The organism is Streptomyces sp. NPDC029014 (assembly GCF_055564695.1).
The window spans coordinates 2,854-22,054 of the sequence record NZ_JBVHVT010000052.1 but is presented as its reverse complement, the minus strand read 5'-3'; the positions used below and the strand labels follow the sequence as shown (position 1 = coordinate 22,054).

General features: G+C 75.9%; 14 protein-coding genes and 1 pseudogene. 9 read left to right on the top strand and 6 right to left on the bottom strand.

Annotated features, from left to right (window positions below; translation table 11 throughout):
* Positions 1-128 precede the first annotated feature (128 nt).
* Together ACZ4VL_RS26175 and ACZ4VL_RS26170 are read left to right on the top strand one after the other, a co-directional pair.
* On the top strand, positions 129-3,875 hold the full coding sequence (locus ACZ4VL_RS26175; protein WP_468204472.1) for a glycosyltransferase family 2 protein: 3,747 nt from the start codon (positions 129-131) through the stop codon (positions 3,873-3,875).
* The gene (locus tag ACZ4VL_RS26170) at positions 3,872-5,347 is read left to right on the top strand and encodes a DUF5719 family protein (RefSeq protein ID WP_468204469.1); all 1,476 of its coding nucleotides are present in this window, start codon (positions 3,872-3,874) and stop codon (positions 5,345-5,347) included. The genes ACZ4VL_RS26175 and ACZ4VL_RS26170 overlap by 4 nt, the downstream gene beginning before the upstream one ends.
* Positions 5,348-5,381: 34 nt before the next feature.
* Here the strand turns inward: ACZ4VL_RS26170 and ACZ4VL_RS26165 are convergent, their stop codons facing one another.
* Positions 5,382-5,861, bottom strand: coding sequence for a metallopeptidase family protein (locus ACZ4VL_RS26165; protein WP_468204466.1), 480 nt, complete (start codon positions 5,859-5,861; stop codon positions 5,382-5,384).
* Positions 5,862-5,999: 138 nt separating this feature from the next.
* On the opposite strand from ACZ4VL_RS26165, the gene ACZ4VL_RS26160 reads away from it, so the two are divergent.
* Positions 6,000-6,380: a DUF3499 domain-containing protein gene (locus ACZ4VL_RS26160; protein WP_361100133.1), complete on the top strand. Its 381-nt coding sequence runs from the start codon at positions 6,000-6,002 to the stop codon at positions 6,378-6,380.
* Positions 6,381-6,540: 160 nt separating this feature from the next.
* Positions 6,541-7,911: a phosphomannomutase/phosphoglucomutase gene (locus ACZ4VL_RS26155; protein WP_468204463.1), complete on the top strand. Its 1,371-nt coding sequence runs from the start codon at positions 6,541-6,543 to the stop codon at positions 7,909-7,911.
* An 84-nt stretch (positions 7,912-7,995) separates the two neighbouring features.
* On the opposite strand, the gene alc is transcribed toward ACZ4VL_RS26155, so the two are convergent.
* Together alc and allB are read right to left on the bottom strand one after the other, a co-directional pair.
* Positions 7,996-9,117: an allantoicase gene (alc, locus tag ACZ4VL_RS26150; RefSeq protein ID WP_468204460.1), complete on the bottom strand. Its 1,122-nt coding sequence runs from the start codon at positions 9,115-9,117 to the stop codon at positions 7,996-7,998.
* 2 nt (positions 9,118-9,119) lie between these two features.
* The gene (allB, locus tag ACZ4VL_RS26145; protein WP_468204459.1) at positions 9,120-10,460 is read right to left on the bottom strand and encodes an allantoinase AllB; all 1,341 of its coding nucleotides are present in this window, start codon (positions 10,458-10,460) and stop codon (positions 9,120-9,122) included.
* Between the two features lie 329 nt (positions 10,461-10,789).
* Between allB and ACZ4VL_RS26140 the strand changes: the two genes are divergently transcribed.
* Complete coding sequence (locus ACZ4VL_RS26140) at positions 10,790-11,593, top strand: IclR family transcriptional regulator (protein WP_468204455.1); 804 nt, start codon at positions 10,790-10,792, stop codon at positions 11,591-11,593.
* Between the two features lie 190 nt (positions 11,594-11,783).
* Entirely contained in the window at positions 11,784-13,295 is a 1,512-nt protein-coding gene (locus ACZ4VL_RS26135; protein WP_468204453.1) for a hypothetical protein, read from the top strand.
* Between the two features lie 122 nt (positions 13,296-13,417).
* Here the strand turns inward: ACZ4VL_RS26135 and ACZ4VL_RS26130 are convergent.
* Positions 13,418-14,089, bottom strand: a pseudogene (locus ACZ4VL_RS26130) (ABC transporter ATP-binding protein); the annotation flags it as partial.
* A complete protein-coding gene (locus ACZ4VL_RS26125; protein ID WP_468204451.1) occupies positions 14,086-15,180 on the bottom strand; it encodes an ABC transporter permease in 1,095 nt (364 codons plus the stop codon). The gene ACZ4VL_RS26125 and the pseudogene ACZ4VL_RS26130, both read right to left, overlap by 4 nt.
* 133 nt (positions 15,181-15,313) lie before the next feature.
* Here ACZ4VL_RS26125 and ACZ4VL_RS26120 point away from each other — a divergent pair, with 133 nt between their 5' ends.
* Positions 15,314-16,573, top strand: coding sequence for a sensor histidine kinase (locus ACZ4VL_RS26120; protein WP_468204448.1), 1,260 nt, complete (start codon positions 15,314-15,316; stop codon positions 16,571-16,573).
* Entirely contained in the window at positions 16,570-17,199 is a 630-nt protein-coding gene (locus tag ACZ4VL_RS26115; protein ID WP_468204447.1) for a response regulator, read from the top strand. The genes ACZ4VL_RS26120 and ACZ4VL_RS26115 overlap by 4 nt, the downstream gene beginning before the upstream one ends.
* Positions 17,200-17,240: 41 nt before the next feature.
* On the opposite strand, the gene yczR is transcribed toward ACZ4VL_RS26115, so the two are convergent.
* The gene (gene yczR / locus ACZ4VL_RS26110; RefSeq protein WP_468204446.1) at positions 17,241-18,728 is read right to left on the bottom strand and encodes a MocR-like transcription factor YczR; all 1,488 of its coding nucleotides are present in this window, start codon (positions 18,726-18,728) and stop codon (positions 17,241-17,243) included.
* Positions 18,729-18,816: 88 nt separating this feature from the next.
* Here yczR and ACZ4VL_RS26105 point away from each other — a divergent pair, with 88 nt between their 5' ends.
* Positions 18,817-19,104, top strand: coding sequence for a hypothetical protein (locus ACZ4VL_RS26105; protein WP_468204445.1), 288 nt, complete (start codon positions 18,817-18,819; stop codon positions 19,102-19,104).
* Positions 19,105-19,201: the final 97 nt, after the last annotated feature.

The window sequence follows — 19,201 nt, the reverse complement described above, 5'->3', positions numbered from 1 at the left end:
CAGGAGGCGGACCGGCGTGTTCCCAGCCGTTAGTGTGGGGCGCTGTCCAGCAGCCTCCGAGGGCACACCACCCCCGGACCCTCCTCCCGCGCCCGGGGGGACCCCCAGGCCGGAGGGCCAGTAGAGCGATGTCCCTGCACAGCCAGTCGACGGCCTCCTACCAGGCTGACGCCACCCCCCAGTTCCCCCGGCACGTCGTCACCGCGGTCCTCGTCGCTCACGACGGAGCACGCTGGCTCCCCAAGACCCTCGCCGGACTCCTCGGCCAGGAACGCCCCGCGCAGAACCACGTCGCCGCCGACACCGGCAGTGCCGACGACTCGTCCCGCCTGCTGACCGAGGCCCTCGGCGACGGCCGAGTCCTGCACCTCGCCCGCCGCACCGGATTCGGCACCGCCGTCGACGAGGCCGCCCGCTCCGCCGGCACCCTCACCCCCGAGGACCTCCCCTACCTCAAGCGACCCAGCGGCTGGGACCCCGTCAGCCGCACCTGGCGCGACGACACCTACGACCTCCCCGAGCTCCCCCACGGCGAACCCGTCCAGTGGCTCTGGCTGCTCCACGACGACAGCGCCCCCGAGCCCGACGCCCTCACCGAACTGCTGCGCGTCGCCGAGGAGAACCCCGACGCCGCCGTCATCGGCCCCAAACTGCGCGGCTGGTACGACAACAAGCAGCTCCTCGAAGCCGGCGTCACCATCGCCCGCAGCGGCCGCCGCTGGACCGGCCTCGACCGCCGCGAACAGGACCAGGGCCAGCACGACCAGGTCCGCCACGTCCTGTCCGTCTCCACCGCCGGCATGCTCGTGCGCCGCGACGTCTACGACGACCTCGGCGGCTTCGACCGCCGCCTGCCCCTCATGCGCGACGACGTCGACCTGTGCTGGCGCGTCCAGAGCGCCGGCCACACCGTCCTCGTCGCCCCCGACGCCGTCCTGCGGCACGCCGAGGCCGCCGCCCGCGAGCGCCGCACCGTCGACTGCGCCGGCCGCAGCGCCGTCGGCCCGCACCGCGTCGACAAGGCCGGCGCCGTCTACACGATGCTCGCCAACAGCTCCGGCCGGGCCCTGCCGTACGTCCTGCTGCGCCTGGTCGCCGGCACCGTGCTGCGCACCCTCGGCTACCTCGTCGGCAAGGCCCCCGGCCAGGCCGTCGACGAGTTCACCGGCCTCCTCGCCACCCTGCTGCGCCCCGGCCGCCTCCTCGGCGCCCGCCGCCGGCGCGGCCGCCCCGCCGTCCCCGCCAGGGAACTGCGCCCCCTGTTCCCGCCGCCCGGCGCCACCGTGCGCGCCGGCGCCGAACAGCTCGCCGGATACCTCGGCTCCGGACGCGACACCGACGGCGCCGCCGCCGGCCGGCACGGCGGAGCCGTCGAATCCGGCCCCGGCGGCGAGGACGCCGACTACCTCCACGTCGAACAGTTCGCGCGCCTGAAGCGGATCGCCCGCAACCCCGCGCCCGTCCTCTTCGCCCTCCTCCTGCTCGTCTCCGTCATCGCCTGCCGCGGCCTCCTCGGCGGCGGCTCCCTCATGGGCGGCGCCCTGCTGCCCGCCCCCGACAGCGGCCTCGACCTCTGGCACCGCTACACCCGCGACTGGCAGCCCGTCGGCGTCGGGTCCACCGCCGGCGCACCCCCGTACCTCGCCGTCCTCGGAGCCCTCTCCACCCTGCTCCTCGGCTCCACCGACGCCGCCCTGACCCTGCTGCTGGTCTGCTCGGTCCCGCTCGCCGGACTCACCGCCTACTTCGCCTCCCGGCCGCTCGTCGACTCCCGGTTGCTGCGCGCCTGGGCCGCCGTCGCCTACGCCTTCCTGCCCGCCGTCACGGGAGCCCTCGCCGGCGGCCGCCTCGGCACCGCCGTCCTCGCGGTCCTGCTCCCGCTCATCGCCCGCTCCGCCGTCACCGCCTTCGGCCTCGCCGACCCCGCGCCCACCGGTGCAGCCGGCTCCGGCACCGCGGCCCCCGCGCAGCGCGGCGGCCGGCGCGCGGTGTGGACGTACACCCTCCTGCTGACCCTGGCCACTGCCTTCACCCCGGTCATCTGGCTGCTGGCCGCCGTCCTCGCCGCCGCCGCGGCGGTCCGCCGGCGCACCGAGTGGAAGGCGTACGGGCTGCGGCTGCTCGCCTCCCTCGCCGTCCCGCTCCTCGTCCTCGCCCCCTGGTCCCTGGGCCTGCTCCTGCACCCGGGCCGGCTCCTGGACGAGGCCGGCCTCCCCGGCGCCGCCGGCCGGGCCACCGCCCTCGACCTCGTCGGCCTCAGCCCCGGCGGCCCCCGCGCCGCCGGCGGTCTGCTGCTCCTCGGCGTCGTCCTCGCCGCCCTGGCCGCCCTGCTGCGCACCGAGCGGCGGCTCGCCGTCCGCGCCGCCTGGGCCGCCGCCCTGGCCGCGCTGGCCCTGGCCGTCGTCCTCAACCGCACGGGCTGGGCCGGACCCGCCGTCCTCGTGTACGGGCTCGCCCTGCTCGCCGCCGCCGCCGTCGGCGCGGACGGGGCCAAGGAGCGCGTCGCCGCCAGCAGCTTCGGCTGGCGCCAGCCCGCAGCCGCGCTGGTCGCCCTCGCGGCCGCCGCCGGCCCGCTGCTGGGCGCGGCCGGCTGGATGGTCTCCGGGGCCGCCGGCCCGCTGGAGCGGCGCAACCCGGTCCAGGTCCCCGCCTTCGTCGCCGAAGAGGGCAGCACCCGCGACCAGGCCCGCACCCTCGTCCTCGGCGGCAGCTCGCCCGCCACCGTCTCCTACGCCCTCGTCCGCGGCTCGGGCGGCAGCCTCGGCGACGCCGAACTCGCCGCCGGGGCCGGCAGCACCCCCGCCCTCGACAAGGTCGTCTCCAGCCTCGTCGCCGGCTCCGGCGCCGACCAGAGCGACCAGCTCAGCGGGTACGGCATCCGCTACGTCCTGGTCCGCGACGGCGCCCCGCAGCAGATGCGGAAGGTCCTCGACACCACCCCCGGCCTGAGCCGGCTCAGCCAGCTCGACGGCAGCGCCCTGTGGCGGGTGGACCGGCAGGTCGCCCGCGCCGTCATCGTCTCCGGCAAGCCGGGCGAGGCCCCCATCCCGGTGGCCTCCGGCCCCGTCGAGGCCCACACCAGGGTCCCGGCGGGCGAGGCGGGCCGCGTCCTGCGCATCGCCGACCGTGCCGCGCCCGGCTGGCGGGCCACCCTCGACGGCAAGCCGCTCAAGGCCAGGACCCTCGACGGCTGGGCCCAGGGCTTCGAACTGCCCGCCGCCGGCGGCCGCCTCGACCTCGTCCACGAGGACTCCTTCCCCCGGACCGCCTGGCACTGGGCCCAGGGCGGGCTCGCCCTGCTGCTGCTCGTGATGGCCCTGCCCGGCCGCCGGGCCAGCCTCGACGACGACCTGCCCGACGAGGAGGCCGCCGCCGACCGGCCCGCCCCCGGTGAGGCCGGCGAGGGCCGCCGGGCCCGCCGCCTGCGCGCCGAGGCCGACGGGGCGGCCGCCCCGCCCGCCGCCGGCACCGCGGCCGAGCCCGCCGGCGCCGTGGCCGACCCGTACGCGGCGATCCCGGCGCAGCCCGGGTACGGGGAGGACGCCTACGCCTACCAGTCGTACGGGGACCAGTCGTACGGCGACCAACCGCGCGGCGACCAGGGCCACGGCGACCAGGGCTACGCCTACGGGCAGCCGGACCGGCCGCAGCAGCCGTACGTCCCCGCCCAGGCCACCGACTACGAGCAGTACCCGTACCAGCAGGGCTACGACCCCCAGGGCTACGAACCCCACCAGGCCTACCCCCAACAGCCCCAGCAGCCCCACCAGCCCCACCAGCCCCACGCCCAGCCGTACCCGCACCCGTACGAGCAGCAGCCGTACGACGCCTACGGACAGCACGACCAGCGTCCCGACGGGAGCCACCAGCAGTGAAGCAGCGCGCCCCCCTGACGCTGGCGGCCGCCGCCGCGGCCCTCGCCGCCTTCGCCGGCCTCGCCCACCTCACCGCGCCCGCCGCCCCGACCGCCGACGACCGCACCACGGCCGCGGCCCGGATGCCCGTCGAGCGGTCCGCGCTGGTCTGCCCCGCGCCCAGCAGCTCCGACATCGCCGAGACCACGTACACGGCGATCACCCCCGGTGCGGCCGGCGGCGGCAGGGGCTCGGCCCGGCTGCTCGGCGCCACCAAGGAGGCCAAGCCCGTCCTGGAGCTGAAGGAGCGCGGCAAGCCGGCCGGGGCGACCGCCTCCGGCGCCGAGGCCCCCGGCCTGGCCGGCATCGCCGACGGCGCCCTCGCCCCCGGCTGGACGGCGCAGCAGACCACCAAGGTGTCGGTGGGCCGGGCCCGCGGCCTGCTCGGCGTCGGCTGCACCACCCCCGGCACCGACTTCTGGTTCCCGGGCGCGAGCACCGCCAAGGGGCGCGAGGACTACCTGCACCTCACCAATCCGGACGACACCGCGGCCGTGATCGACATCAAGATGTTCGGGCCCGACGGGGCGGTCAAGGACGAGACCGGCGTCAGCGAGAACATCCGCATCGACCCCCGCTCCACCAAGGCGGTCTCGCTGGCCTCCCTCGCCCCCGGCAAGGAGCTCGCCGACGTCACCGCGCACGTGACCACCCGCGCCGGCCGCGTCGGAGCCTCCCTGCAGGCGGGCGAGGAGAACGTCGGGGCGGACTGGCTGGCGGCCTCCGCCGACCCGGCCGCCGCCCAGGTGCTGCCGGGCATCCCGGCGGACGCCACCTCCGTGAAGCTGGTCGCGTTCGCACCCGGCGAGGAGGACGCCGACCTCACCGTGAAGCTGGCCGGCCCGAACGGCCCGATCAGCCCGGCCGGCAACGAGCAGCTGCACCTCAAGGCCGGCATGACGGCCGGCGTGGACCTCAAGGACGTCACCCGCGGCGAGGCCGGCTCGCTGCTGCTGGCCCCGGCCGACCCGAGGAAGGCCGTACCGGTGGTCGCGGCGCTGCACGTGGTCCGCGGCAGCGGCGCCAAGCAGGAGATGGCCTTCGTCCCGGCCACCGCACCGGTGGGGGCGCGGGCGACCGTCGCCGACAACCGGGCCGACGAGAACGCGAGCGTGCTGTCGCTGACCGCGGTCGGCGCCGACGCGAAGGTGAAGGTCACGGCCTCGCCGGGAACCGAGGCGGGCGAGCCGGCCACCAAGGAGGTCACCGTCAAGGCGGGCAGCACGCAGACCGTCTCCCTGGCCCCCGGCGGGGCGAAGGGCGCCTACGCGCTGACCGTCGAGACCCTCTCCGGCGGCCCGGTCCACGCGGCCCGCACCCTGACGCTGCCCCACGAGGGCATCGTGATGTTCACCGTCCAGACCCTGTCCGACGACCGCGGCATGGTCCCGGTGCCGAAGGCCGTGCAGGACCTCACGGTCCTCACCCGGTAGCCGACCCGGTAGCCGGGCGCGGTACGGTCCGGCGTCAGTCCTGGCCGTACCGCGGGTCCACCGTCTCCGGGGACAGCCCCAGCAGTTCCGCCACCTGCTCGACCACGACCTCGTGGACCAGCACCGCCCGGTCGTCCCGCGTCTTCGACCGGATCTCCACCGGCCGCCGGAACACCACGATCCGCGCCGGCCGGTCCGGGCCCGACGGCTCCGACAGCGCACCCAGCGGCACCGCCTCGTCGTTCCAGCCGCCGTCCGGCCCGCCGGGCGGCCCCGGCACGTCCGCGACCAGGAACTCCACGTCCGCCAGCTGCGGCCAGCGCCGCTCCAGCCGCTCCACCGACTCCTGTACGAGGTCGCCGAAGAGCTCGGCCCGGCTGGCGGCCAGCGGCACCTGGGGCGGCGCCACCGGACCCCGCATCCCCCGCCCGTGCCGGTCGCGGCGGCGGACGCGCGGCTCGGCGGGGGGTTCGGCGGGGTGCGGTGCGCGGGGCGGCACGGGGCTGTCGGTCACCCCCGCAGCGTAGCCCCGAAACGGGCTCCGACCGGGGCGTTTCGAGGCCCGCCGGGCCCCTTCGGGGAGGCGACACGGGGGAGTGACGGGCGGGAGAGTCGTCGCGGCCCGGTCAAGAGTGCGGTACCGTCCAACGTCGTGAGCCTTGTACGTCGCTGTTCGCGCACCGCGTGCGGCCGCCCTGCCGTCGCGACCCTGACGTACGTCTACGCCGACTCGACCGCAGTTCTCGGCCCGCTCGCCACCTACGCCGAACCCCACTGCTACGACCTGTGCGCCGAGCACTCCGAGCGCCTGACCGCACCCCGCGGCTGGGACGTCGTGCGCCTGACCGACGGGTCGGGCCCGTCCCGCCCGAGCGGCGACGACCTCGAAGCGCTGGCCAACGCCGTCCGCGAGGCGGCCCGCCCGCACGACCGCGCCGCCGAGGCCGGCCGCGGCGGCGCCCAGGGCGGCCCGGGGTCCGGCGGCGAGACCCGCCGAGGGCACCTGCGGGTGCTGCGCTCCCCCGACTCCTGACGGGCACCGCCCCTCGCGCCGCCCCGGACCGCGTACGCCCCCCGGACCGCCACGCCCCCGGACCCGGGTGTCCCGTGGCCACCGCGGCCCGATCGGCCGGTTGCCTGCACGGTAGGTTTGGGCCCACCGCACGGGTACCTTCCAGGAGGGCAGGCAGTCAGTGGCCGCAGATTTCTCGAACATCGTCAAGGCGTACGACGTACGCGGCGTCGTGCCCGACGAGTGGGACGAATCGCTGGCCGAGCTGTTCGGTGCCGCCTTCGTCGAGATCACCGGCGCCACCGCGATCGTCGTCGGCCACGACATGCGGCCCTCCTCGCCCGGCCTGTCCGCCGCCTTCGCGCGCGGCGCGGCCGCCCGCGGCACCGACGTCACCCTCATCGGGCTCTGCTCCACCGACCAGCTGTACTACGCCTCCGGCAAGCTCGACCTGCCCGGCGCGATGTTCACCGCCTCCCACAACCCGGCCCGCTACAACGGCATCAAGCTCTGCCGCGCCGGCGCCGCCCCCGTCGGCCAGGACACCGGCCTCGCGACCATCCGGGAACTCGTCGAGAAGTGGTCCGACGAAGGCCTCCCCGCGGCCCCCGGGGACACCGTCCCCGGCACCGTCACCGAGCAGGACACCCTCGTCGGCTACGCCGAACACCTCAAGTCGCTCGTCGACCTCGGCGGGATCCGCCCCCTGAAGGTCGTCGTGGACGCGGGCAACGGCATGGGCGGCCACACCGTCCCCACCGTCTTCGACGGCCTGCCGCTGGAGCTCGTACCCCTGTACTTCGAGCTCGACGGCACCTTCCCGAACCACGAGGCCAACCCCCTCGACCCGAAGAACATCGTCGACCTCCAGGCCCGCGTGCGCGCCGAGGGCGCCGACCTCGGCCTCGCCTTCGACGGCGACGCCGACCGCTGCTTCGTCGTCGACGAGCGCGGCGAGGGCGTCTCCCCCTCCGCGATCACCGCGCTCGTCGCGGCCCGCGAGCTCGCCCGCAACGGCGGCACCGGCACGGTGATCCACAACCTGATCACCTCCTGGTCCGTCCCCGAGGTCGTCCGCGAACACGGCGGCACCCCCGTGCGCACCCGCGTCGGCCACTCCTTCATCAAGGAGGAGATGGCCCGCACCGGCGCCATCTTCGGCGGCGAGCACTCGGCGCACTACTACTTCAAGGACTTCTGGAACGCCGACACCGGCATGCTCGCCGCGCTCCACGTCCTCGCCGCCCTCGGCGGCCAGGAGGGCCCCCTCTCCGCCCTCGTCGCCTCCTACGACCGGTACACCGGCTCCGGAGAGATCAACTCCACCGTCGCCGACCAGGCCGACCGCATCGCCGCCGTCAAGGCCGCGTACGGCAGCGCCGACGGCACCACCCTCGACGAGCTGGACGGCCTCACCGTCACCTCCGCCGACTGGTGGTTCAACCTGCGCCCCTCCAACACCGAGCCGCTGCTGCGCCTCAACGTCGAGGCCCGCGACCCCGAGACCCTCACCCGGATCCGCGACGAGGTCCTCGCCCTGGTCCGCGCCTGAGCACCGCGCCACCGGGGGGGGGGGGGGGGGGGGGGGGGGGGGGGGGGGGGGGGGGGCTCCCCCCCCCCCCCCCCCCCGCCCCGATCAGCCGCCCAGTTCCTGGTGGCGGGCGGCGAGCGCGGCCGTGCCGGCCTCCGTCAGGGAGCCGTACAGGCGCAGCCGGGAGAAGCCGCCGTCGGGGAAGATGTCGATGCGGACGTGGGTGCCGACCGCCGGGGTGTCCAGTACGAAGCGGTGGTTGGTGTCGGGCTGCAGGCGGGTGCGCGGCAGGAACTCGGTCCACTCCCCGTCCTCGCCCGTCCTGACCGACAGGGAGGCCCAGCCGGCCGAGTTGCCCTTGAGGTAGGCGGTGTCGATCTCGACGGCGCGGATCTCGGACTCGGCGACCAGCTGGTAGCGGATCCAGTCGTTGCCGTCGTCGCGGCGGCGGGCGGTCTCCCAGCCGTCGTCCATCTTGCGGGAGCGGCCCGGGTTGATGGTGTTGGTCGGCGGGGAGTAGAAGCGGTTGGACGCGTCCTGGACGGCGCCGCCGTTCTCCAGGGCGACGACGTCGAAGGAGCCCAGGGCCCGCAGCCACTTCGGGTCCGGGAGGACCTCGCCGTGGACGCGGAGGCGGGCGATGCCGCCGTCCGGGTGCTGGTTGACGCGCAGGTGCGTGAAGCGCTGTTCGGCGTTCACCTCGAAGCCGTTGGCGGCGTGGCCGCCGACCGGGGTGCGCGGGACGAGGGTGGTCCACTTGACGTCGTCGCCGAGGAGTTCCTCGGGGGTGGGGGCGAGCGCGCCCTCCCAGTTGGTGCCCTCGACGGAGACGGCCTGCGGCATGTTGCCGCGGAAGTGGGCGGTGTCGACGACGATGCCGCGGATCACGCCGGGCGCGCCCAGGCGTACGAGGGCCCAGTCGTGGTCCTCCGCGGTGGGCCAGGGCCGTTCGGCGCAGACGCCGCGGCGGCGGCGGGTCTCCCAACCGTCCATGACCTTGCCCTTGTGCCCGAAGTCCTCGGGGTCGAAGTGCGCGGGCTCGGAGACCAGCAGGTTCTCGCGCTGGGCGAAGAACTCGTCGTTGGCGGCGATGACACCGGCGCCCAGCTCACGGGCGGCGAGGTTCGCGTACTGGGTGAACGGGAACTCGGCCGTGCGGTAGTCGGCGTACGGGTCGCCGCCCCCGTACGGGTTCGCGTTGCCGGTGAAGGAGGGGATCGCTGCCACGGTCAGTTCTGCCTTTCGAGGAGGAGGCCGGTGGGCTCGGACGGAGTGCCGCGGTCGGCGATCTTCCGCCCGCGCAGCCAGGTGGACTTCACGACGCCGTGCAGGGTCCTGCCCGCGTACGCCGTGACCTGGTTGCGGTGGTGGAGCTCGGCCGGGTCCACGGTGAACGTTTCTTCGGGGGCCAGGACCGCGAAGTCGGCGTCGCGGCCGACCTCGATGGCGCCCTTGCGGTCCAGGCCCGCCAGGCGGGCGGGGGCGGCGGACATCCAGCGGACGACGTCCTCCAGGGTGCGGCCGCGGCGGCGGGCCTCGGTCCAGACGGCGGGCAGGCCCAGTTGGAGGGAGGAGATGCCGCCCCAGGCGGTGGAGAAGTCGGCGGTCTTGAGGTCCGCGGTGGAGGGCGAGTGGTCGGAGACGATGCAGTCGATGGTGCCGTCGGCGAGCGCGCCCCACAGCAGGTCCTGGTTGGCGGCCTCGCGGATGGGCGGGCAGCACTTGAACTCGCTGGCGCCGTCGGGCACTTCCTCGGCCGTCAGGGTCAGGTAGTGCGGGCAGGACTCGACGGTGATCGCGACGCCTTCGGCCTTGGCGGCGGCGATCAGCGGGAGCGCGTCGCTCGACGACAGGTGCAGGACGTGGACGCGGGCGTTCAGCCGGCGGGCCTGGGCGATCAGGTTCCCGATCGCGGTGTTCTCGGCGTCGCGCGGTCGGGAGGCGAGGAAGTCGGCGTACTTCGGGCCGGGCACGACCGGCGCGGAGTCGAGGTGGTGGGGGTCCTCGGCGTGCACGATCATCAGGCCGCCGAAGCCGCTGATCTCGGCGAGGGAGGCCGCCAGCCGGTCCTGGTCGAGCTCCGGGAACTCCTCGACGCCGGAAGGGGACAGGAAGCACTTGAAGCCGAACACCCCGGCGTCGTGCAGTGGGCGCAGGTCCTTGACGTTGTCGGGGAGGGCGCCGCCCCAGAAGCCGACGTCCACGTGGGCCTTCGCGCGGGCCACGTCCTGCTTGACGCGCAGGTTGGCGACGGTGGTGGTGGGCGGCAGCGAGTTCAGCGGCATGTCGAGGAGGGTGGTGATGCCGCCGGCCGCGGCGGCGCGGGTGGCCGTCCAGAAGCCCTCCCACTCGGTGCGGCCGGGGTCGTTCGCGTGGACGTGGGTGTCGACCAGGCCGGGGAGCAGGACGTCGTCCCCGAAGTCCTCGACGCGGGCGCCGGCCGGGGTCTCGGCGTCGTACGGGAGGACGGCGGCGATCTTTCCGGCGGCGACGGCGACCGAGGCGGCGCGCGTCCCCCCGGGGGTGATGACGCGAGTCGAGCGCAGTACCAGTTCCACGTCGTCGGACACGCCGGAACCTCCCCATCTACTTCCACAGAGCGAAATTCAACGTTCTGTTGACGGAGTCTTCATGTCGATCCGGGGCCAGTCAAGAGTGTCCGGACGGTGCACCGACACATCAGACCGGCAGTTGGATGTTTCCACGAGATGGAATTAGGATTTCGCCATACAGAATGTAGCTATCGCCGCGGCGGGCCGGCCCGGTAACTTCCCGAGCACCTCCGCCACCCGGACAAACCCGCTCTGACCGGCGAGGACGGCACCGCCCCGACACTGGGGCCGATGCCGGCCGCCCGGTAGGCTGCTTCCTTGCCTGCCTGCACCGAAAGGACCGCGCCGTGCCGACGTCCAGCGCCAGCACCACCGACGCTTCCGCCAAGTCCACCGCCGGCGGCGGTGGCGTCCAGTCCCTCGAGCGCGCCTTCGATCTGCTCGAACGCATGGCCGACGCGGGTGGCGAGGTCGGGCTCAGCGAGCTGTCCACCGCCAGCGGCCTGCCCCTGCCGACCATCCACCGTCTCATGCGCACGCTCGTCGCGTGCGGCTACGTCCGGCAGCAGCCCAACCGGCGGTACGCGCTCGGCCCCCGCCTGATCCGCCTCGGCGAGTCCGCCTCCCGCCTGCTGGGGACCTGGGCGCGGCCCTACCTGGCACGGCTGGTGGAGGAGACCGGCGAGACGGCCAACATGGCCCTGCTCGACGGGGACGAGATCGTCTACGTCGCCCAGGTGCCCTCCAAGCACTCCATGCGCATGTTCACGGAGGTCGGCCGCCGGGTGCTGCCGCACTCCACCGGCGTCGGCAAGGCCCTGCTCGCCCACACCCCGGCCGACGAGGTACGGGCCCTGCTCGCGCGCACCGGCATGCCGGCCGCGACCGAGAAGACCATCACCACGCCCGAGGGCTTCCTCGACGCCCTGGAGCAGGTCCGCAAGCTGGGCTACGCGGTCGACGACAACGAGCAGGAAATAGGAGTCCGCTGCCTGGCCGTGTCGGTGCCGAACTCGCCGACCCCCGCCGCGATCTCCATCTCGGGTCCGGCCGGCCGGGTCACCGAGGACCTGACCGCGTCGATCGTGCCGATCCTGCAGAACGTGGCGGCCGAACTGTCCGTGGCCCTGCAGAGCCAGAACCCCGCCTGACCCCACGAGCAGGATCCGTCCCCGCCGACACCTGCGGCGGGGCGCGGTGCCGGGATGCCGCGGATCACCCGGGGCGGGGGCCCGGGGGCGAGGCGTTGGGCCGGGTGCCGGTGCTCCCGTGGCGGGGGCGGGCCGCCCGGGGCAGCGTGGTGCGCACTGCCCGCGTCCCCGAGGTCACCGAGGTCCGCCCATGGCCCGCGACTCCGTCACGGCGCCCCTGCCGGGGCGCGCCCTGCACCCGCCGCCCGCGGACCCGGCGGCGCGCCGCCGGGACCTGGCCCGGCTGGCGCCCGTCGCCGCGGCCTACGCCCTCGTCCAGCTGCTCCTCGCCGTGCCCGGCACCGGCCTCGGCTGGGACGAGACCGTGTACGTCAGCCAGGTCGCCCGGGACGCCCCCGCCGCTTTCTTCAGCGCCCCGCGCGCCCGCGGGATCAGCTGGCTCGCCGCCCCCGTCGCCGCGTCCACGTCCTCCGTCCTCGCCCTGCGCATCTACCTGGCCCTGCTGTCGACGGCCGCCCTGCTGCTCGCGCTGTGGGTGTGGCGCCGGCTGCTGCCCGTCCCGGTGCTCGCCCTCGCCGGCCTGCTGTTCGCCGGGCTGTGGCCGACCCTGACGTACGGGCCGCAGGCCATGCCCAACCTCTGGGTGGCCTTCGCGGCGCTGACCGCCGTCGGCTGCTTCCTGCGCGCCGCCGCCGACCGGCGGGACCGCCGTGCCCTCGCCGGGGCGGGGGTCGCCGTGGCGTTCGCCGCGCTGATGCGGCCCGCCGACGCCTTCTGGCTGGTCCTGCCCCTGGTGTGCGCCGCGGTGGCCGTTCCGGGCCGGCGGCGGCCGGCCCTGCCCGCCGTCCTCGCGGCCGGTGCCCTGGCCGGCTGGGCCCCGTGGCTGGTCGAGGCGCAGCGGGACCACGGGGGCGTACTGGTCAGACTGCACCGGGCCGCCGAGATCCAGGGCGGGCTCGGCTGGCACCCGGCGTTCGGGGACCATCTGCGGGCCCTCGCCGGGCGGACCCTGTGCCGTCCGTGCGACGTGCCCTGGGACCAGCCGGTCACCGGACTGTGGTGGCTCGCCCTGCCCCTGCTGACCGCCGGCGGGCTGGCCGCCGCGTACCGGACGGACCTGCTGCGGCCGGTCCTCGCGGCCACCGCGGCCGGGCTGTCCCTGGCCACGCCCTACCTGCTGATGGTGGGGTACGCCGCCCCGCGCTTCCTGCTCCCCGCGTACGCCCTGCTCGCGCTGCCCGCCGCGCTGTGCCTGGCCCGGCTGCTGCGCGCGGCCCGCGGCCGTCCGGCCGTCCGCGGCCTGCTGTGCCTGGTGCTGGCCGGGCACCTCGCGCTCCAGCTGCTCCTCACGGCCGCGGTGGCGGACCGCAGCCGGGCCGCGCGGACGGCCTTCGCCGCCGTGGCGGCCGAGCTGCACCGCCGGGGCGTCCGGCCGCCGTGCGTCGTCAGCGGCGTCGAGGCGGTCCGGGTCGCGTACCGCGCCGGCTGCGCCTCGCGCCAGGTGTACGGCGGCCACGACGGCAGCATCAGCGCCGCGGGCCTCGCCGCCCTCGCGGCCCGGCAGCCCGCCGCGGTGCTGGTCGCGGACGGCGCCGCTGCACCGCCGTGGGCCCGGGGCTGGCGGCCGTACCCGCTGCCCGGCCTGCCCGGGGAGCGGCCGTGGCGCGTCTACCTCGCGCCGTCGGCCCGGCCCGCCGGCTGAACGGCAGTCCTGGCAACCCCGGCGACCCCCGCTGCCCCGGCAGCCCCGGCAACCTCGGCAGCCCCAGCCGCCCCCGGTGCCCCGGCCGCGGGGTCGGCACCGCCCGGGGCGCCGGCCCGCGGGGCGGCCTCCGTGAGGCGGCCGTCCGTCATCGTCGCCGTGCGGTCCATCCGCTCCAGGTGGGCCCGGTCGTGGGTGACCAGCACCGTCGCCGTGCCCCGCTCCCGGGTGAGGGTGACCAGCAGGTCGAGGACGGCCGCGCCGCGCTCGTGGTCCAGGGCGCTGGTGGGCTCGTCGACGAGCAGCACCACCGGCTCGTTCATCAGGGCCCGCGCGATGTTCACCCGCTGCCGCTGGCCCCCGGAGAGCTGGTGCGGCCGTTTGTCCGCCTTGTCGGCCATGCCGACGGCGTCCAGCAGCTCCAGGGCCCGGCGGCGCAGCACCTTCGAGGGACGGCCGGACAGGTGTGCCATGACCTGGAGCTGCTCGGCCGCGGTGAGCGAGGCCAGCAGGTTGGACTGCTGGAAGACGATGCCGATCTTCTCCCGGCGCAGGGCCGCCTTCTCGGCCGGACCGAGCACCGTGGTGTCCTGCCCGGCCACCTCCACCCGGCCCGAGTCGGGGGTGACGAGGGTGGCGGCGACCGCGAGCAGGCTGGACTTGCCGGAGCCGGACGGCCCGACCACGGCCGTCAGGGTGCCGGCGGCCACCTCCAGGCGGACCTCGTCGAGGGCGGTCAGCCGGCCCTCACCGTCCGGATAGGTGAGCGTGACGTCGTGGACGAGGAGGGTCATCGGGCGCTCCCGAGCGCGATCAGGGGGTCGACGGCGGTGATCCGCCGGATGGACAGGGCCGCGCCCAGCGCACCGAGCACGATCATGATCGCGGCGGGGGCCAGGACGGTGGCGGCGTCGAGGACGAAGGGCACGTCGCCGCCGCTGATCAGCGCGCCGATGCCGGCCGCGAGCGCCGTGCCGAGCCCGGTGCCGATCGCCAGCATGACCACCGCCTGGCCGAGGGCGTCGCGCAGCAGGTAGGGGGTGGATGCGCCCAGTGCCTTCAGGACGGCGATGTCACCGGCGCGCTGGATGGTCCAGACGGTGAAGAAGGCCCCTATGACGAGGGCGGAGATCGCGAAGAGGAAGCCGCGCATCAGCTGGAGGGAGCCGTTCTCGGCCTGGTAGGACCCTATGGCGCCGAGGGCCTCCTCGATGGTCTGCGCCCGGGTGCCGGCGGCCCGGTCGCCGGTGGTGAGGCCGGCGCCGGTGGCGTCGGGTGCGTCGAGGGCGACGACGGTCGCGGTCGTGTCGAGGGACGTGCCGGGGTTGCCGATGCGCTGCCAGTCGTCCAGGTCCGCCCAGACGACCGGGGTGTGGCTGTAGGCGGCGGTGCCGGAGACGGCGGCCACGGTCAGTTCGAGCGGGCCGATCTTCAGCCGGGAGCCGGCGGTGAGGCCTCCGAGCTCCTTGGCAGCCTTCTCGGCGAGCACCACCCGGCCCTGGCCGAGGCCGGTGGCGGTCGGTGCGAGCGGGCCGGCCGGGTCCACGCCGAAGACGGAGACGGCGGCGGTGCGCTCGCCCGCGGCGGCGTTGGTGGTGCGGATGCCGAGCGGCTGCGCCGACCTCACCCCGGGCTGCGCCCTCCAGGCCCGCCAGGCCTTCTCGGACACCTGTGAGTTGGTGAACGACACCTTCTGGTCCCCGGGGGGCTCGGCGAAGGCCAGGTGCGTGGCCGGCAGGCCGGTGACGGCCGAGATGTTCTCCCGGGCCAGGCCGGCGGTGAGCCCGGACAACAGGCCGACCAGCAGGGTGATCAGCAGGACCACCGAACCCATGAGTGCGAAGCGGCCCCTTGCGAACCGCAGGTCTCTCCAAGCGACGAACATGCCCCCACCTTGGTCTCCCGCATCTCCGCCGGGCATCGCGCCACGGGAGCGATCCTCGTATCGAAGGACGCATCCCGACATCAAACTTTCGATTGACCGGGCCCGCCCCGGACCCCCTTACGCTGGTCGGGCCATGACCGCGTCACCCCTCCGCCCCCTCACCCCCGTCTCCCGCGTCCTGCGGCTGTGCCTGCACGCCCTGCTGCTGGCCCTGCTCGTGCTCGCCGCGGGGCGGGCCGTCGCCCACTCCCTGCCCTCGGCGGGCGCGGTGGTCGCCGTCTGCGCCGTGCTGGCCGCCCTGTACGGGGCCGGGGCGCGCTCCCCCGCCGTCCGCGGGTCGGCCGCGGCCGCCGGGGGGTGGCTCGCGGCGCTCGGCGCGGTGTGGGCGGCGCTGCTGGTGCTGTCCCCCGACGGGCTGTGGATCGCGTTCCCGCTGTACTTCCTGGAGCTGCACCTGCTGCGGCTGCGCTGGGGCGTGGCCGCCGTGGCCGTGACCGCCGGCGCGGCCATCGCCTCGTTCCTCGGCCACAGCGGCACCGTGACGCCGGGCGCCTTCCTCGGGCCGCTGCTCGGCGCCGCCGTGGCCGTGGCGACCGTCCTCGGCTACCAGGCGCTGTACCGGGAGAGCGAACGCCGCCGCGAGCTGATCGAGGAGCTCATCGCCACCCGGGCCGAGCTGGCAGCGGCCGAACGCGACGCCGGGACCGTGGCGGAGCGGGAGCGGCTGGCCCGGGAGATCCACGACACCCTGGCCCAGGGGCTGTCCTCCATCCAGCTGCTGCTGCGGGCCGCCGAGCGGGCCCTGCCCGAGCGGGATCCGCGGCTGGCCCCGGCCCTGGAGCACATCGGCCGGGCGCGGGAGGCCGCCCAGGACAACCTCGCCGAGGCCCGCCGGTTCGTCCGCGCCCTGACCCCGCCGGACCTGGAGCACGGCTCGCTGGCCGCGGCACTGGAGCGGCTGTGCGCCGGGGTGCCGCAGGCCCGGTTCTCGGTCAGCGGCACCCCGCGGGAGCTGCCCACCCCGTACGAGGTGGCGCTGCTGCGGATCGCGCAGTCGGCCCTGGCCAACGTGGTGCGGCACGCGGGGGCCGGGCGCGCCGGGATCACCCTGACCTTCATGGACGGCTCCGTGACGCTCGACGTCGTGGACGACGGGACCGGCTTCGAACCGGCGAGCGCCCCTTCCGGCGAAGGCGGCTTCGGACTGCCGGCGATGCGGGCGCGGGCCGAGACGCTGGGCGGGCTGTTCACCGTGGAGTCCGCGCCGGGCCAGGGCACCGCCGTGGCCGTCACCCTGCCGCTGCCCGCGTGCGCCCGCGACGCCGCGGACGCTGCCGCGGGCGGCGCCGTCGGCGCCGCCGGCGCCGCCGACCACCTGGAGGCTTCCCGATGACGATCCGACTGCTGCTGGCCGACGACCACCCGGTGGTGCGGGCCGGGCTGCGCGCCGTGCTGGACACGGAACCGGACTTCTCGGTGGTCGCGGAGGCGGCGACCGCCGAGCGGGCGGTGGAGCTGACCGCCGCCGGGGCCGTGGACGTGGTCCTGATGGACCTCCAGTTCGGCGCGGGCATGCACGGCTCGGCGGCCACCGCACAGATCACCGCCCGGCCCGGGGCGCCCCGGGTGCTGGTGCTGACCACGTACGACACGGACGCGGACATCCTCGCGGCGGTCGAGGCCGGCGCGTCGGGCTACCTCCTCAAGGACGCCCCGCCGGAGGAGCTGGCCGCGGCCGTGCGCACGGCCGCGGCGGGCCAGTCGGCGCTGGCCCCGGCGGTGGCGCTGCGCCTGATGGACCGGATGCGGACGCCGGCGGAGGCGCTGACGAAGCGGGAGCTGGAGGTGCTCCAGCTGGTGGCCGACGGCCTGTCGAACCAGCAGATATCGAAGCGGCTCTTCCTCAGCCAGGCCACGGTCAAGTCCCACCTGGTGCACGTCTACGCCAAGCTCGGCGTGGACTCGCGTACGGCGGCGGTGGCCGCGGCCGCCACCCGCCGCCTCATCCGCACCCCGTAGCCGCGCGAGCCACGCGAGCCACGGGCCGCCGCTGGCCGCCGCTAGGCCACCCAGTGGGGCCGCTCCACCGACGGGGCCAGCGGCGCGCCGTCGTAGCAGGCCGCGGCGAGGCGGCGTATCCCCTCCTCCAGGCGGTCCGCCGGCAGCGTGTACGGGATCCGGATCCGGTGCTCGAAGGTGCCCGGGTCCACGCCGAAGCGGGCCCCGCGCCCGATGTGCACCCCGGCGGCCGCGGCCCGCTCCGCCAGCGCGGAGCCCACCGGCCCGCCCAGGTCCACCCACAGCGACAGCCCGCCCGGCGGAACCCGCCAGGACCACTCCGGGGTGTGCCGTCGCAGCGCCCGTACGAGTGCCTCGCGGCGGTCCCGCAGCTGCGCGAGGCGGGCCGGCAGGACCCGCTCGGCGCTCTCCAGCAGCGGCAGGGCGACGAGCTGGTCGAGCACGGAGCCGGTCAGGTCGGCCGCCACCCGCACCGCGGCCAGCTCGGTGACCAGCTTCTCCGTGGCCCGGATCCAGCCCACCCGCAGCCCGCCCCAGTGCGTCTTGCTGAGCGAGCCGATCGTCACGACGTGGTCCGCCGCGCCCCGCGGCGCCAGGGAGGCCAGCGGCTGCGGGGTCGGGACGTCGAGGGCGATGTCGGCGATCGTCTCGTCGACCACCAGCCAGGTGCCGGTCCGGCGGGTCGCCGACAGCAGCCGCAGCCGCTCCTCGGGCGGCATCAGCGCGCCGGTCGGATTGTGGAAGTCGGGGATCGCGTACGCCAGCCTCGGCACGGTCTGGCGCAGCGTGGACTCGGCGTTCTCCATGTCCCAGCCGGCGTCGGAGACCACGACGGGCACGGTGCGCAGTCGGGCGTGCCGCAGGGCGTCGAGGACGTTCGCGTAGGTCGGGTTCTCCGTCACGACGCGGTCTCCCGCGTGGCAGAGCAGGCTCGCGACCAGGACGAAGGCGTGCTGCGCCCCGGCCGTGACGAGTATCTGCTCGGGGCGGGTGGCCAGGCCCCGCCGGGTGAACCGGTCGGCGACGGCGCGGCGCAGCTCGGGCAGCCCGAAGGGGTGGTAGCCGGGGTCGTGGGCGAGGGCGGGCAGTCGGGCGGCCGCCTGGGCGAGGGCCTCGGCGAGGCTCTCCTGCGGGGCGCCCATGGCGGCGACGGCGAGGTCGATGCCGTCGGCCCGGTCGGCGGGCTGGGCGCCGGTCGCGCTCAGCAGGTGGGCGCCGACCGGGCCGTGGCCGTCGGGCAGTTCGGTCCAGGTGCCGGAGCCCCGCCGGCTGCGGCAGTAGCCGCTCTCGCGGAGCAGGTCGTAGGCGGCGGTGACGGTGGCCCGGCTGGCGCCGAGCGCCTCGGCGAGCTCGCGTTCGGCCGGCAGCCGGACGTGCAGGGGGACGCGGCCGTCGAGGACCAGGCTGCGGACGGCCTCGGCGAGCGACCGGTAGCCGGGTCGGCCCCGCACCTCGGCGGGGAGCAGCGCCGCGAGGGCGCGGCTGCCGATCGTCCTGTCCGCCGTTCGGACCACTCCCCCGTTTGCCATGCCAACCTCCCCCGATTGGCTCTGCCTGCCAGGCCAATCAGGGTCCAGACTCGCGGCATTGGCCCCCGATTGGCAAGGAGAATGCCCGATGCCCGCTGTCCGGACCCCGCTCGCCGCCCAGGCCACCCCGCCGTCCGTCCTCACGGACCGGGACGAGCGGGCCCTGGTGGCCGCCGCCGAGAACCGGATCTGCGAGCCGCTGCGGCTCGGCGCCGTGGTCGCCTCGCTGCGCCGGACCCTGTGGCGCACGCTCGCCCGGCCGCCGCACACGACGGGCCCGGTGCAGGGGCGAGAATCGCTGCCATGCCGACCGACTCCCGCTCCGATTCCCTCCCCGACCGCTCCGCCGCGTCCGGGCGGTCCTCCGGCCCGGTGATCGCCGGGCTGCTGCTCGCGGCCGGGGGGGGGGGGGGGGGGGGGGGGGGAGCCCCAGACACACCGTTCCCCCCCCAAGGGACCCCCAGCTCCCGACA